This window comes from Pseudomonas rustica (assembly GCF_049959085.1).
GTDB classification, from domain to species: domain Bacteria; phylum Pseudomonadota; class Gammaproteobacteria; order Pseudomonadales; family Pseudomonadaceae; genus Aquipseudomonas; species Aquipseudomonas rustica.
Genome location: NZ_CP188200.1, coordinates 361,245 through 376,120, shown reverse-complemented (window position 1 = coordinate 376,120; position 14,876 = coordinate 361,245). Strand labels below are relative to the sequence as shown.

12 protein-coding genes and 3 pseudogenes are annotated in these 14,876 nt (G+C 59.6%); 6 read left to right on the top strand and 9 right to left on the bottom strand.

All coding sequences use genetic code 11. The features are described 5' to 3' along the window. Nucleotides 1-85 precede the first annotated feature (85 nt). Nucleotides 86-1,186 carry a DUF2817 domain-containing protein gene (locus ACP3TY_RS01820; protein ID WP_426619144.1) on the bottom strand — a complete coding sequence of 367 codons (1,101 nt, stop codon included), beginning with the start codon at nt 1,184-1,186 and terminating at the stop codon, nt 86-88. A gap of 267 nt (nt 1,187-1,453) precedes the next feature. Between ACP3TY_RS01820 and ggt the strand changes: the two genes are divergently transcribed. Both ggt and ACP3TY_RS01810 read left to right on the top strand, forming a co-directional pair. Beyond that, nucleotides 1,454-3,286 carry a gamma-glutamyltransferase gene (gene ggt / locus ACP3TY_RS01815; protein WP_426619143.1) on the top strand — a complete coding sequence of 611 codons (1,833 nt, stop codon included), beginning with the start codon at nt 1,454-1,456 and terminating at the stop codon, nt 3,284-3,286. 152 nt (nt 3,287-3,438) lie between these two features. Further along, nucleotides 3,439-3,609: pseudogene (locus tag ACP3TY_RS01810) on the top strand (helix-turn-helix domain-containing protein); the annotation flags it as partial. A 23-nt stretch (nt 3,610-3,632) separates the two neighbouring features. Here ACP3TY_RS01810 and ACP3TY_RS01805 read toward each other — a convergent pair. The 7 genes and pseudogenes from ACP3TY_RS01805 to ACP3TY_RS01775 all read right to left on the bottom strand — a co-directional run bounded on the left by ACP3TY_RS01805 (nt 3,633) and on the right by ACP3TY_RS01775 (nt 8,765). Further along, nucleotides 3,633-4,265 (bottom strand): LysE family translocator, encoded by a 633-nt coding sequence (locus ACP3TY_RS01805; protein WP_282358943.1) that lies wholly within the window; start codon nt 4,263-4,265, stop codon nt 3,633-3,635. A gap of 80 nt (nt 4,266-4,345) precedes the next feature. Beyond that, entirely contained in the window at nt 4,346-4,567 is a 222-nt protein-coding gene (locus ACP3TY_RS01800; protein ID WP_053123815.1) for a helix-turn-helix domain-containing protein, read from the bottom strand. A 7-nt stretch (nt 4,568-4,574) separates the two neighbouring features. After that, a complete protein-coding gene (locus tag ACP3TY_RS01795; RefSeq protein WP_159814605.1) occupies nt 4,575-5,135 on the bottom strand; it encodes a DUF2975 domain-containing protein in 561 nt (186 codons plus the stop codon). A gap of 92 nt (nt 5,136-5,227) precedes the next feature. Continuing rightward, nucleotides 5,228-5,839, bottom strand: coding sequence for a flavin reductase family protein (locus ACP3TY_RS01790; protein ID WP_426619142.1), 612 nt, complete (start codon nt 5,837-5,839; stop codon nt 5,228-5,230). 179 nt (nt 5,840-6,018) lie between these two features. Further along, nucleotides 6,019-6,456 (bottom strand): annotated as a pseudogene (locus ACP3TY_RS01785) (methyl-accepting chemotaxis protein); the annotation flags it as partial. A 102-nt stretch (nt 6,457-6,558) separates the two neighbouring features. Continuing rightward, nucleotides 6,559-7,245, bottom strand: a pseudogene (locus tag ACP3TY_RS01780) (PAS domain-containing protein); the annotation flags it as partial. A 206-nt stretch (nt 7,246-7,451) separates the two neighbouring features. Further along, nucleotides 7,452-8,765 (bottom strand): MFS transporter, encoded by a 1,314-nt coding sequence (locus ACP3TY_RS01775; protein WP_426619141.1) that lies wholly within the window; start codon nt 8,763-8,765, stop codon nt 7,452-7,454. Nucleotides 8,766-9,118: 353 nt separating this feature from the next. Here ACP3TY_RS01775 and ACP3TY_RS01770 point away from each other — a divergent pair, with 353 nt between their 5' ends. Beyond that, entirely contained in the window at nt 9,119-10,537 is a 1,419-nt protein-coding gene (locus ACP3TY_RS01770; RefSeq protein ID WP_053123825.1) for a short-chain fatty acid transporter, read from the top strand. A 213-nt stretch (nt 10,538-10,750) separates the two neighbouring features. Here the strand turns inward: ACP3TY_RS01770 and ACP3TY_RS01765 are convergent, their stop codons facing one another. Continuing rightward, nucleotides 10,751-11,041: a nucleotidyltransferase family protein gene (locus tag ACP3TY_RS01765; RefSeq protein ID WP_282358664.1), complete on the bottom strand. Its 291-nt coding sequence runs from the start codon at nt 11,039-11,041 to the stop codon at nt 10,751-10,753. Between the two features lie 145 nt (nt 11,042-11,186). Here ACP3TY_RS01765 and ACP3TY_RS01760 point away from each other — a divergent pair, with 145 nt between their 5' ends. The 3 genes from ACP3TY_RS01760 to ACP3TY_RS01750 all read left to right on the top strand — a co-directional run bounded on the left by ACP3TY_RS01760 (nt 11,187) and on the right by ACP3TY_RS01750 (nt 14,872). After that, nucleotides 11,187-12,890 (top strand): acid phosphatase, encoded by a 1,704-nt coding sequence (locus ACP3TY_RS01760; RefSeq protein ID WP_426619140.1) that lies wholly within the window; start codon nt 11,187-11,189, stop codon nt 12,888-12,890. Nucleotides 12,891-13,006: 116 nt separating this feature from the next. Then, nucleotides 13,007-14,179, top strand: coding sequence for a hypothetical protein (locus tag ACP3TY_RS01755; RefSeq protein ID WP_426619139.1), 1,173 nt, complete (start codon nt 13,007-13,009; stop codon nt 14,177-14,179). A 171-nt stretch (nt 14,180-14,350) separates the two neighbouring features. Further along, nucleotides 14,351-14,872, top strand: coding sequence for a lysine methyltransferase (locus ACP3TY_RS01750; RefSeq protein WP_426619138.1), 522 nt, complete (start codon nt 14,351-14,353; stop codon nt 14,870-14,872). Nucleotides 14,873-14,876 lie beyond the last annotated feature (4 nt).

The window sequence follows — 14,876 nt, the reverse complement described above, 5'->3', positions numbered from 1 at the left end:
GCTTACCGAAAGGTAGGCCGTTTTTTTATGCCTCGAGAAAAGCGCCGGTTTTATGGTGAGGGGATTTCTCCCCTCATCCAGCGTTTTAGCCTGCCAGTGCCGTCAATCCTTTCGCCCAGATTTGCCGGGTACGCAAACCCACCATCGCCCGCCAGTCGGGATCGGCCGGGTAAAACTGTTCCAGCAGATTCAGTTTGATCACCCTTCCCGTCGCATCCAGCGGATCGCCGTGAAGATGCAACCAATGGTCGTCACGTAAATACCGATGCACATCCGCGCCGGGATAGGTGCCGCACTCGATCACGAACGGCATCAATTGCACGTCCGGCAAGGCATCGAGCAATGCCTGCGAGGTGTAACCGGTGGCGGTCGCGGCGACGCCGGTTTCGCTCAGGGTGTCGGCGCCGGTGTGCAGCGTGTAAAGCCATGGCCCGTAAATCGACTGAGCCTTGGGGAGTGCCGGGTACGGCGTTTGGGTGATGGTCAGCAACATCGGATGACCGTATTCGCCAGCGCCGGTGTGCAGGTCGAAACACATCACGGTGTCCGCGCCGGCCAAGTGCGCTTCGATGATTTGATGCAACGTGCGATTCGACCAGCTCGGCGCGCGACCGCCATAGAACAATCCATCCGGATGACTGTGCTGCCCGCCCTCGACAATCGACATCACCGCCGGCCAGCCGTGTTCGTTGATCTGCGCATCGAGCAAGGCATCGGCGCGCTGACGCTCGGGGCCATTCAGGTCGGTGCAGGCGTAGATATCGTGTAATGCCGCGTAAGCACGGTTATCCGGCAATGCTTCGGTGAAATCCAGGTGATTGCGGTTGAGGTCGATGTTGTCTTCGTTGACTCGACGCAACCACGCCGTGCCCCACGGGTTGATCAGGTGAACCATGATCACCGCGACATCCTTGGGCAGCGAGCCGGGTGCGAATGCTTTCAGCCAGTCGATTTGGCAGTCGGAACCGTAATAGCCCTCCACACCGTGGGTACCGCTGAGTGCCACCAGACGTTTTTTGGCCTGCGGGTCACCGAGCACGGCGACGTCGGTGCTCAACGGCTCGCCAAACGGGCCACAGCGCGGATGTGCGTAGGAGGTGATTGACGCCCCGGCGGCATTGGCGGCGGCGAGAAACTGTTCGCGTTGAATGCGGTAACTGGACTCAGTGGGAAACTCGCTGTGCATGCCTGGCCTCTTATGATTTTTATGCCTTTCAACTGTAGGAGTGAGCCTGCTCGCGATAGCGCTGGATCAGTCAGCAATGATGTTGAATGTGATGACGCTATCGCGAGCAGGCTCACTCCTACAGGGAGTCGTTATGGTCTATCAGTTGAGGTCGACCCTAGCGAACATCCGCCCAGAAAAGAAAGACAAAAATGCCCATCGGTTTGCGTCTCGACCGACCGGTCGATAGAGTCCCTCAGACTTTTAATCCACGGACGGAGAGCCCGCGTGTTTTCAGCCTTGCCCTTGAGCCGCTTTCGCCTGCCTGCCCTGACGCTGATCATCAGCGCCCTGACCCTCACCGCGTGCAACGCCCCGCCCTCCTCGGTCATGCCCTTGGCACCGGAAGCCGCGTCGGGTTTCCGCACCGATCTGCAAACCCGTCACGCGAGCAAACACATGGCCGCCGCTGCCAATCCACTGGCTGCCGAGGCCGGTCGCGAGATGTTGCGTCAGGGCGGTTCGGCGATTGATGCAGCGATTGCGATGCAGGCCGTGCTGACGCTGGTTGAGCCGCAATCTTCCGGGATCGGTGGCGGCGCGATGATCGTGTTGTGGGACGGTAAACAGGTGCGCACCTATGACGGTCGCGAAACCGCGCCGGCCGGCGCAACCGAGAAACTCTTTCTGCGCCCTGACGGTAAACCGATGTCGTTTCCCCAGGCGCAAATTGGCGGCCGCTCAGTCGGCACTCCGGGCGTTTTGCGCGCACTGGAAATGGCGCATAAACAACACGGTCGCCTGCCATGGGCCAAGCTGTTTGAACCGGCGATAAAACTCGCTGAACAAGGTTTCGCGATTTCCCCGCGCCTGCATTCGCTGCTGGAATCTGATCCGGTGATTCGCAATTCGCCGGACATGGCCGCGTATTTCCTCAATGCCGATGGCAGTGTCAAAGCGGTCGGCACACGCTTGCAGAATCCAGCCTTGGCCGCCGTGCTCAAACGCATCGCCAACGAAGGCGCCGACGCGCTGTACAAAGGCCCGATCGCTGAAGAAATCGTCGCCAAGGTTCAGGGCCACGCCAACGCGGGCAGCCTGTCGCTGAACGATCTTCAGCACTATCAAGCCAAAGAACGCGCGCCGCTGTGCACCGACTACAAGCGCTGGCAAGTCTGCGGCATGCCGCCACCGTCGTCGGGCGGCATCGCCGTGGCGCAGATTCTCGGCACCTTGCAGGCGCTGGAAACCCGCGATCCGCGCTTGTCGCTCACCCCGCTAAAACCAGTGAAAACCGACAAACCCGCCGGCATCGAACCCGCGCCACAAGCGGTGCACCTGATCGCCGAAGCTGAACGTCTGGCCTACGCCGACCGCGCGCAATACGTCGCCGATACCGACTTCGTTCCGGTGCCAGTGAAAGGCCTGATCGACCCGGGTTATCTGGCCAGCCGCGCCAGCCTGATCGGCGAGCGCAGCATGGGCACCGCCCAACCCGGCACACCGCCGGGCGTGCAGGTGGCCTATGCACCGGATCGTTCGCCACTGCGTATCTCGACGTCACAAGTGGTCGCAGTGGATGACCTCGGCGGCGCCGTATCGATGACCACCACCATCGAAGCAGCGTTCGGTTCGCACCTGATGGTTCAGGGTTTTCTGCTGAACAACCAGATGACCGACTTCTCCTTTATCCCCGAAGAGAACGGCCAAAAAGTCGCCAACCGCGTCGAGCCCGGCAAACGCCCACGCTCGTCGATGGCACCGACCTTGATCTTCGATCGCAACAGCGGCGAATTCCTCGCCAGCGTCGGTTCACCGGGCGGCTCGCAGATCATCGAATACGTGGCGAAAACCACCATCGGCCTGCTCGACTGGAACCTCGACCCACAAAGCGCTATCAGCCTGCCCAACTTCGGCAGCCGCAACGGCCCGACCGAACTGGAACAAGGCCAATTCAGCCCGACGCTGATTCAGGCGTTGAAGGACAAAGGGCATGCGGTGAATGAAATCGACATGACCAGCGGCACCCAGGCGATTGTTCGGGTCAAGGATGCGCAAGGGAATGCAACGCTGGAAGGTGGTGCGGACCCACGGCGTGAAGGGGAAGCGTTGGGGGATTGAGGCTTACATGCAAGACGGAAAAGGCTTACTGGGAGGTAGGCCTTTTTTTATGCGGGCTCGGAAGCTACGGCAATATCACGTCGCCTTTTCCTACCCCTGAAAATTGTACGCAGAGGTAGAGTGAGTCCGTTCGTTGAAATGGAGTTTTCCCCATGAACATCCGTCCGATCCACACCGAAGAAGACTACCGTGCGGCGCTCAAAAACGTTTCCGGACTTTTCGACAATGAACCTGTACCTGGTACGCCTGAAGGGGATTACTTCGAGGTATTGATCACCTTGATCGAAGCCTACGAAGCGAAGCATTTTCCTCTCGACTTGCCCTGAGACAGATACACCCAATGCGCTCAACGACTCGCCACCAGATGTGCGCCAAACAGCAAGTAGCAACCACCGGCCAGTCGATCCAGCCACTTACGCGAGCGTTCGTAAACACTCGCCACCCGGCGGCTGGCGAAGAACAGTGCGACGCTGCAATACCAACTGAACGACAGCGTGGCCATGGTCAGTACCGCCAGCGCCAGCAATAACGGCGGTATGTGTGCCGGCATTGCGGTAGCGAAGATGGTGGCGACAAACAGTGCCGATTTTGGATTGGTCATGTTGCCGAGAAAGCCTCGGGCATAGGCGCCGCGCAGTGTTTGCTGCGACGCGTCGACGGTGCCCGGCGCGATGGCAGCCTTGCGTTTGAATTGCTTGAGGCCGAGGTAGATCAGGTAGCAGCCACCGGCGATCTTGAAACTGAGATACAGCGTCGGTGCGGCGCTGAACAATGACTGGATGCCCAAGCCGCCGGCCAGTCCCCACAGTACCGTGCCGCTGGCCACGCCGAGTGCGGCAACGACGCCATGGCGTCGCGAACGGCTGACGGCCAGTTGCGCGATGTTGAAGAAGTTCGGCCCCGGCGTGACCACGGCGACTGTCCACAACAGCGCCAGCGACAGCAGTGGAGCGAGGTAGCTCACGGCAGAGATATCCATGGGGCATGTGCCTGATTGATTCGACAATGCCCACACCTTGCAACATCCCGCCGCGTTTTGCCATGGGTTGGGCAGTGCTTTTAAACAGCCGGTTCGCCCTCCGGCACGCGGATCAGCAAGTCGCCGGGTTGGCAGTTGAGGTATTCACAAATGGCGTCCAGAGTCGCCAGACGCAAACCTTTGACCTTGCCCTGTTTGAGCAAGGACAGATTGGCTTCGGTGATGCCGATGGCGGCGGCCAGATCCTTGGATTTGACCTTGCGCAGGGCGAGCATCACGTCCAGTTGAATCACGATAGACATAGCGATCTCAAATAAAAGTACGGTTTTCGGAATCCACTTCGCTGGCCTGCGACAGGATACGCGCAATGATCGAAATACAGCCGGCCATGAACAACGCGACGAAGGTGGACGCTGTGACGCTCAAAGTCACCATTCGCTCACCCACCGGCGCATTTTGCGTAATCCACAAGCTGAGCATCGGTTCGCATAGAAAATCCAGCAGCACCCAAAGCGCCACGGCGCGCCCGACCTTGCCCAGATGACCGGCCGCTTCTGCGGAAAAATACTCACCCGTGGCGTAGCACTGGAACAGACGGCGCAGCGCCCTCAAACCAAATGCCAATGCGATCAGGGGAATACTCGACAGCACGATCGCGCCCAATGTTTGCCACCACGGAAACACTGCGGCGGCACTGGTCATGTCCGAAAGCTGACGATCGCTCAAGGCGAACCCCAGGCCCAAACCATCCTTGCTGGCCAACGTCGGGAACAGCCAGACCGCAGCGTTGAGCACCAGCATCAGGATGATCAGCAGCAATGTAATCGTGGCCATACGGCGGCTGAATTGCGCGAGAGAAACGGAAGTCATGGAAAGCCTCACAGATTGAATGTGAGACAAACCATAGACGATTAAATTATCGCAAAACAATAATTAATTACTGCAAAACGTTAATTTTTGTTTCACTCCGATGGTTTAGCTTCCAGCACTTTGCCATCCAGCGCATCGCCAATAGTGAGGAAATGCCCGCCCGCCACATGGTGCAGCGTACGCAACGAATCGTGGCCGTCGAAATGCCAACGCCCTTCGCTAAACACGCGCGCATCGGCGTGAGCGGCAATCACCTCGGCGAGGAACAGATCGTACTGCTGATGATTGTGCGGCTCCGGCAACAAACGACATTCAAGCCAGGCGACGCAGCCGTCGAGCAGCGGCGCCTCAACCAGATCTCCGGCGAAGGTTTGCAGGCCATAGGCTTCGAATTTGTCGCGGCTTTGACTGCCAACGATGTCCAGACCGGACGTGTTACCGACGGTTTGTACAATATCGGCCTGTTGCGCGCACGGCACGTTGAGGACGAAGGTGCCCGAGGCTTCGAGCAACTGTCGCGTCCAGGTCGATTTGTCGAGTACGACGGCGACTTTCGGCGGTTCGAAATCCAGCGGCATTGCCCAGGCGGCAGCCATGATATTGCGCTGGCCGTTGTGGGCGGCGCTGACCAATACGGTCGGCCCGTGGTTGAGCAAACGGTAGGCTTTGTTGAGGGGAACCGGGCGGCAATGGTCGGCGCTCATGGGGATCTGCTCCGGGGAGAAAAGGAGCCGATTGTAGCGCCTGCAACGAAATATCTGCTGGTGAAAAACCTGTAGGAGCTGCGGAACGCTGCGATCTTTTGATCTTGGCCCTCAACATCAAGATCAAAAGATCGCAGCCTCGTTTTACTCGACAGCTCCTACAGGGATTGGGTGGATCTTCAGTTGGAAAGTTGATTGGCGAACTGGCCAACCGCATTCACCACTTTCTGCGCACCGTCCTGAATCTCGACAATCACCGTGCCCGCCTCTGCCGCCAGCGCCAGCCCCTGTTCGGCCTGCAGCTTGCCGTCAGTCATAAGGGCCACAGCATTGCGCGCCATTTCCTGGTTCTGCCGCACCACGCCAACAATTTCGTCCGTCGCCTGACTGGTGCGCGAAGCCAGTTGCCGCACTTCATCGGCCACCACGGCAAAACCACGCCCCTGTTCACCGGCACGCGCCGCTTCGATCGCCGCGTTCAGCGCCAGCAGGTTGGTCTGTTCAGCAATGCCGCTGATGGTTTTGACGATGGTACCGATCACCAGCGACTGCTCGTTCAGCGCTTCAATGCCCTCACCCGCCGTCTGCATGTGCCGCGACAAATCGCGCATCACATTGACCGCCTCGGTCACCACCGTGGTGCCACGCTGCGCCGTGCTGTCGGTTTGTTGCGAGGTGCTGTAGGCAATGTTGGCGGCTTCGGCAACGGCCTTTTCGCGGTTGACCTGATCGGTGATCACCGTGGCGAACTTCACCACTTTGTACAGTTTGTTGTTGGCATCGACCACAGGGTTGTAGGACGCTTCCAGCCAGACTGTACGACAATGGCTGTCGACCCGTCTGAAACGGTCGGCGACGAACTCACCGTTGTTCAAACGACGCCAAAAGTTCGCGTACTCGGCGCTGTTGTACTCCTGCGGCTCGCAAAACATCCGGTGATGTTTGCCCTTGATCTGCGCCAGGCTGTAACCCATACCGCTAAGGAAACGATCATTGGCGGCCAGTACATTACCGTTGAGATCGAACTCGATTACGGCGGTGGAACGCACCAGCGCGCCGATCAGGTTTTCGTGTTCACGGGAGGCTTCGATGGTGCGCGTCAGGTCACTGGCGTAGATCGAGATGTTTTTGATCCGCCCATCCGACGTGCGCACCGGCTGCACAATCGAACGCAGCCACGCCTCTTCACCATTGCCGCGCATCAAACGAATCGCGCCAGCGAAATGCTCGCCACGGTTCATGGCGTTTTTGAAGCGCTGATGAAATTCATCGGACTTCACGTGGGCCGGAACGATGTCTTCGATCGCGCGGCCAATCAGATCGTGGCTCTTGTAGAGCATCTCGGTGAGGAAGTTCTGATTGACCGATTGCACCCGGCCGTCGGGCTCAAGGGTCAGCACCAGCATCTCGCTTTCCAGGCTTTCCTTCACTTGCACAAGACTGGAGAGTTCTTCACGAAGAGCGGCCAGCTCTTGCTTCAAGCGTTTGTTGAACATGGGAAAGTACCGATGGACAGGTTAGAGAGCGGGATGCAGCCTAACCATCGGCCTTGCGCAGCGTTTCTGAAGAGCGCTTGAGACTCCTCAGTCAAAAATAGTTCGGACGTACGTTGTCAGGCAGTTCCGGCTACCTGACATTGTCCCGTGCGCGGCATCCGCGCGCCGAAATACGCCGCGCTGACGATACCGACCGCGCCCATCACCGCGCAGAACATCACGCAGATCCACGGGCTCCACGGCATCAGACCGATCAGCAGCAGCGGTGTGATACTTGCCCACGCGGCGTAGGCAATGTTGTAGGTGAAGGAAATGCCTGACACGCGAATACGCGCCGGGAACAACCCGACCATCACCGACGGCACCGCACCCACCACGCCGCAGGCGAGACCCGCGATGGCGTAGGCGATGCCAATCCAGTCGCCGCCGCTGATCAGGCAGCCGTAGAGCACGGCAATGCCCAGCGGCAGCAGCAGGCTATAGAGCATGACCGTGCGCCAGGCGCCGATGCGGTCGACCAGCAACCCGGCGATCACGCAGCCGATATTGAGAAAAACGATGCCCAAGGCGCTGAGGGCGAAGGTGTGGCTGGCGCTCATGCCGAAGGTTTTCTGCATCATCGTCGGCGTGATGACGACGAACACCACCACCGCCGAGGTCAGCACGCAGGTCAGCAGCATGGCTGGCAACATCGCCAGTCGGTGTTCGCGCAACACCGTGCGCAACGGCAGTTCGACGCGCGCCTCACGTTGCGCTTCCATGGCCATGAACACCGGCGTTTCGCTCAGCCAGCGACGCAGGTAGACGCCGATCACGCCGAATACACCGCCGAGCAGGAACGGATAGCGCCAGGCGTAATCGAGGATTTCCGCCGGGGTGAAGACTTGCGCCAGAAACGTCGCGGTCAACGCGCCGATCAGGTAACCGAAGGTCAGCCCGGCCTGGAGGAAGCCCAGCGCATAACCGCGATGGCCAGCAGGCGCATGTTCAGCGACGAACACCCAGGCACTCGGCACTTCGCCGCCGACCGCCGCGCCTTGGAGGATGCGCAGCGCCAGCAACAACAGCGGCGCGAAATAACCGATCTGCGTGTAGGTCGGCATGATCCCGATCAGCAGGCACGGCAGCGCCATCATCAGGATGCTCAGGCTGAAGACTTTCTTGCGCCCCATGCGGTCGGCGAAATGCGCCATCAAAATACCGCCCAGCGGCCGCGCCAGGTAACCGGTGACAAAGATCCCGAAGCTTTGCAGCAGGCGCAGCCATTCGGGCATTTCCGGCGGGAAAAACAGCTGACTGAGGGTCAGGGCGAAGAACACGAAAATGATGAAATCATAGATTTCCAGCGCGCCACCGAGGGCTGCAAGGCCGAGGGTCTTGTAGTCGGAGCGGCTGAACGGCGCGGGTTGCGCTGCGGAATTGGCAGTCATGACAAAGAACTCTGGCACAGGCAAAAAACCAAGGCGCACATGGTCTACGCAAATGGACGGATGGACAACCCGTTAGACCATAGTCCTGATTTGGAAAAACCTGCTCACAAAACGCCTCGGCTTGATTTACTGTTGGGGCCTGTCCAGGCGGCGCCCGCTCTAACGCCGGCAAACCAAAGTGCCCCCTTGTGGGAGCGAGCCTGCTCGCGAAAGCGTCAGCTCAGGCAACATTTATGTTGAATGTGCCGGCCTCTTCGCGAGCAGGCTCGCTCCCACAGGGTTCACCGCTTTGCCTGAAATGGGTAACACGCTCCTGGATCAAAAATAACCATAAAAAAATCCGAGGTACTTCTGTGGCCGCTGATATCGAAGATAGCCGCTCCGCGCGCTTCGCCTTGCGCTGTTCCAACTTCGCCGAACGCTGGTTTCCCGACTCTTGGGTGTTCGCCGCGCTGGCCGTCATCATCGTCGCGCTGGCGACAATGGCCATGGGCGCCAAACCCACCGACGCCGCGATGGCTTTCGGTGACGGCTTCTGGAGCCTGATCCCCTTCACCATGCAAATGGCCTTCGTGGTGATCGGCGGCTACGTCGTCGCCAGCTCGCCGCCCGCCGTGAAACTGATCGATCGTCTGGCGCGCATCCCGAAAAACGGTCGTTCCGCCGTGGCCTGGGTCGCACTGATTTCGATGGTTGCGTCGCTGCTCAACTGGGGCCTGTCGCTGGTGTTCGGCGGTTTGCTGGTGCGCGCCCTCGCCCGCCGCACCGATCTGAAAATGGATTACCGCGCCGCTGGTGCCGCTGCCTATCTGGGTCTGGGCGCCGTGTGGGCCTTGGGCCTGTCGTCGTCGGCCGCACAGTTGCAGGCCAACCCGGGCAGCCTGCCGCCGTCGATCCTGTCGATCACCGGAGTGATTCCGTTCACCGAAACGATTTTCCTCTGGCAGTCCGGCGTGATGCTGCTGGCGCTGATCGTGATCTCGATCATCATCGCCTACGCCACCGCGCCCGGCCCGAACTCTGCGCGAGACGCCAAGGCGTGCGGCATCGACCCGGCGTTCAATCTGCCACCGCTGCAACCGCGCACTCGTCCGGGCGAATGGCTCGAACACAGTCCTCTTCTCATCATCGTGCTGGTGCTGCTGGCGGCGGGATGGCTGTTCCACGAATTCTCGACGAAACCGGCGATCACCGCGATTTCCGGGCTGAACACCTACAACTTCCTGTTCATCATGCTCGGCGCGCTGCTGCACTGGCGCCCGCGCAGCTTCCTCGATGCGGTGTCGCGCGCGGTGCCGACCACCACCGGCGTGCTGATCCAGTTCCCGCTGTACGGCTCGATTGCCGCACTGATGACCACGGTCAAAGGCGCCGATGCGCAGACGCTGGCACACCACATCTCGACGTTCTTCGTCAGCATCGCCTCCCACGACACCTATGCCCTGCTGATGGGCGTGTACTCGGCGATTCTCGGCTTCTTCATCCCGTCGGGTGGCGGCAAGTGGATCATCGAAGCGCCGTACGTGATGCAGGTCGCCAACGATCTGCAATACCACCTCGGCTGGGCGGTGCAGATCTACAACGCGGCGGAAGCGCTGCCGAACCTGATCAACCCGTTCTACATGCTGCCGTTGCTGGGCGTGCTCGGACTGAAGGCACGGGATCTGATCGGCTTCTCGTTCGTGCAACTGCTGGTGCACACGCCACTGGTGCTGTTTTTGCTGTGGGCGCTGGGGACGACATTGGCGTATACACCGCCGGTGATGCCGTAAACCGGATCGTCAAGTTGGCATAAAACCCCTGTGGGAGCGGGCTTGCTCGCGAAAGCGGTGTGTCAGTCAACATCATTGCTGATTGATACATCGCCTTCGCGAGCAAGCCCGCTCCCACATTTGTTTTTCACTTCGAACTTGAATCACCATCCAGACTTCACACCCATTATTCGCAGTCTCATTCAGTTCTTAACTGATAGATCAGTTCCCTTTTCATACAGGTCGCGACTGTTCCAAAACCTGTTGGCGAAATTTGAGTGGAATATCTTCCGGGGTTCGCAAGTCAACGGTGACGCCCAATAATTCCTCAAGCTCCACCTGAAGCCCTCCTAGATCAAACAATGTGGTGCCGGGCTTTGGATCGACCAAAAGGTCGAGATCACTGCCTTCTGTATCGGTGCCCATGGCCACCGAACCAAAAACACGAAGGTTGCCCATCTGAAATCGGCGGGCAACCGCACGGACAGCGATTCGTTGCAAATCAAGAGCAGTAGAGGGCTTCATGGTTTATCGCGACAGGATTCAATCGCGAAAGTCTAACCGTGCAGCAGATCAACAATCACCGCACCATTTGTAACCCAACCGTCACATCCCCTTGCTAGCGTCCGCCCGAAACATACTGAAACATTTAAGCAAAACGGGCCGACACATGATCGACGATTCAGACGCCACCGACGCACCTTCCGCAAAATCCGATACCCCCACCGATACCAGTCGCCGCCGTTTCCTTGGGGGTGTTGCGGTGCTTGGCGTCGGGGCGACGCTGGCGGCGTGTGGCAATACCAGCGATCAACCGGATAAACCAGCCGAGCATCCGCTGACCCCGGCCGAGCTGGACAAGGCGCTGCGTGAGCAGGTGAAAACCGTGGTGGTGATCTACGCCGAGAACCGCAGTTTCAATAACCTGTTCGGTGATTTCCCCGGCGTCGAAAAGCCGCTGTCGGCGCTGAAACCTGCCGACTATCAGCAACGCGACCGCGATGGCTCGCTGTTGCAAACCCTGCCGCCGGTCTGGGGCGGCACCTTGCAGATCGGCCCGCAAACCCTGGATGGCGTGACGTACCCCAACGCCACGCAGTTTCAGGAAAACCTGCTCAACGCGCCGTTCGCCCTCAAAGGCCCGAATGGCGAAGACCTGCCCTTTGGCCTGGTCACCCGTGATTTGTGGCACGTGTTTTATCAGAACCAGATGCAGATCAACGGCGGCAAGAATGACGGTTTCGTCGCGTGGGCCGACTCCGGTGGTTTGACCATGGGGCACTACGCACAGAGCCGTTATGCCCTGCGCCTGTGGGATCTCGCGCAGGAGTTCGTGCTCTGTGACAACTTTTTCCAGGGTGCTTTCGGTGGCTCGTTCCTTAACCATCAGTACCTGATCAGCGCCACCGCACCGTTCTATCCGGACGTCGGCAATTCTGTGGCCAAGTCGCAGATCGCTGCGCTGCAAAGCGCTGATCCAAACGACCCGCGCCTCAAACCGCTGGACGCATCGCCCGCCAGCGCCATGACTGGCCCGCCTCAATTCGGCCCGAGTGCGCTTACGCCGGATGGTTATGGCGTTAACACACTGGCCCCGCCCTACTGGCCGACATGGATTCGCGACCCTGAGCGCCCGGCGTATTCGAAAGCCGATCTGCCCAATGTGATGGTGCCGCAGACCCACGAGCACATCGGCGACAAGCTGTCGAAAAAGAACGTCGATTGGGCGTGGTACGCCGGCGCGTGGCAGGCGACGCTGGATCAGTTCAAGGATTCCGGCGGCATCCCGAAGATTCCCAACTTTCAGTATCACCATCAGCCGTTCAACTACTTCAAACAACAAGGCCCGGACAATCCCGCAGAGCGCACTAAACGTCTGCGCGACGCCGGGTTGGGCGATGAGTCGAGTACTAACAAATTCTTCGCCGACGCCGAGGCCGGCAAATTGCCCGCCGTGAGTTTCTACAAACCTCAGGGCAACCTGAACATGCATGCCGGTTATGCCGACGTCGCCTCCGGGGATCGACACATCGTCCGCGCGTTGAAAGTGCTGCGCGAAAGTCCGCAGTGGAAAAACATGGTGGTGGTCGTGACCGTCGATGAAAACGGCGGCTGGTGGGATCACGTTGCGCCGCCCAAGGGCGATCGCTGGGGCCCGGGCTCGCGTGTACCGGCGCTGGTGGTGTCGCCGTTTGCGCGTAGAGGCACAGTCGATCACACGGTTTACGACACGGCGTCGATCCTGCGCTTGATCACCCGCGTGTTCCAGTTGGAGAAGCTCGACGGCCTCAAGCAGCGCGATGACGCGATGACTGCGCGCGGGCAACAACCCATGGGCGATCTGAGCAACGCCCTGCACTTTCCGGCCGGATAAACCCGCCTGCGACTTGCGCACAAAAAACCGTGTTGCCCGACTTCTCCGGGCATCACGGCTGATCCACTATGAGGCGCCCCCGAACGAGGGGGAATCACGCTGAAAAGGATCTGAGCATGTTGAAAATCGCAGGACTGACCCTCGCCGCGCTCACGCTGAGCGCCGCCGCCCACGCCGATGTCGACCTGAAACTCGGCAGCAGCGAACGCGTTACCCGTCTCTTCGCCTACCCCAACAACTGCAGCGTCATCTGCTTTCGCAACTGGACGCTGGAGCAGACCGTCGCCCACTACTTGAACCAGAGCGTGCAACGCGACGGTTACGCCAATGCAAAGGTGTTGGTGAAGACTGATAACGGTCAGCTCTACGCCGAGATAACCGGCGTGCCGAAGGGTTATGACAAACCGTTGTCGGCGCTGCTCGATGCCGGCGATCTGGCTTACAAAGGCGCCAGCCAACTCAACGCCGACGGCAAATGGGCGTACAGCTGGTATCTGTTCCTGCCGCTGGGCATGGCCCTGGAAAACCGCAAAAGCATCGAACTGCTGCACTTCCCGCCGGATTATTCGCTGACCCAGGCGCAGGATTACCTGCGCTCGAACACCACCGATCGCTGGGCAACGTTGCTGACCGCAAACGGTATTCCTGCGGCGCAAACACCGGCGTTTCAAACCATCATCGACATCGCCCCGATCGCCGCGCCCGCCAGCGCCGGCAGTGATCTGGAAGGCGTCTACGGTTACTTCAAGGACTACCAGACCACGCTGGTCAAACAGTTCAGCCAGAGCGCCAGCGGTAGCGTGCTGCCGATGGTCGCTTTCGGGGCGCCGGTGCGAAACTGGATCAAAGATCAATACGGGCCGACCGTGAGCGTGTTAGGCCTCGCCACCATCACACCGAGCAAAGGCGTGAACGTGCCGGTATTGGGCTCCAATCACCCGAGTTACATCTGGTACGCCGCCGACCCGAAAAGCTACACCGGTGATGACGCACAAGCCAATGCCGATGCCGCCGGCCTGAAAGTGATGGGACAGGATTTGAGCGCCGCTTGCTGGCAGGCCGGAATGGGCAGCAAACCGGGCAGCGACCCGAAGCCCCTGCTCAACCGTTGCACACAAACCTGGCAGGTGACGCAGAAGGTCAAAACCTGCGAGCTGTTCTACACCTCGATTCGCAATCTGAGCGCAGAACAAGCCGCCGCGAAATGCACCACCACGCCGATCAAGGCTGAACTGCAGAAATTGCAGGCACCGCTGCCTGCCGCTGCCGTCCCGGCCCCACACTTATAGAAGTGTTGCGCGTCAGTTTTGGCTGACGCGCAAAAGCGCGAATCGCGCCTGTCAGATCTGACAGTAGACCGGTTCTGTCATATATCGCAGGATTGGATCCATAAATCGTGTTGCAGGACTGACAGGACGTCAGCCTACGGAAGTCGCAGCACCCGTTGGACAAGGATCGTTATGAACAGTCATGCCGTTCACGCCCGTCATGCTTGTGATTCGCCGGGCATTTATCCGTTTGCCGGCCTCCCCGTGCGTCTCGGGTTTCCAGCCAGCGATGACTTCGAAATCATTCACGATGACGATGGCGCCGATGCGGTGATCGCGCATCGGGAGTTTCTGCGCATCACCCGCATGTGTCGCGTATCGGGACAAGTGTTGCCCTATCGATGTCGGCAGACCCGGCAACTGCAAACCGGCCTGCATCTTTACGACCCACGCTTCTGCGGATTGCTGGAGCATTCCTGCAACCCCAACGTGTTTCTCGACATGAGCGAATTGTGGCTGTGGGCGCTGAAAGATATCCACAGGGGCGAACGGCTGACCATGGATTTCGCCGCCACCGAAGACAAACTCTTGCGCCAGTTCGCTTGCCATTGCGGATCGTCGCATTGTCGTGGGTGGATCACCGGTTACGACGAACCACCCAACCGCGAAGGCCAACAGTTTTTACAGCGCTGGCGCCACGCGGGCCTGCGCTGAAACG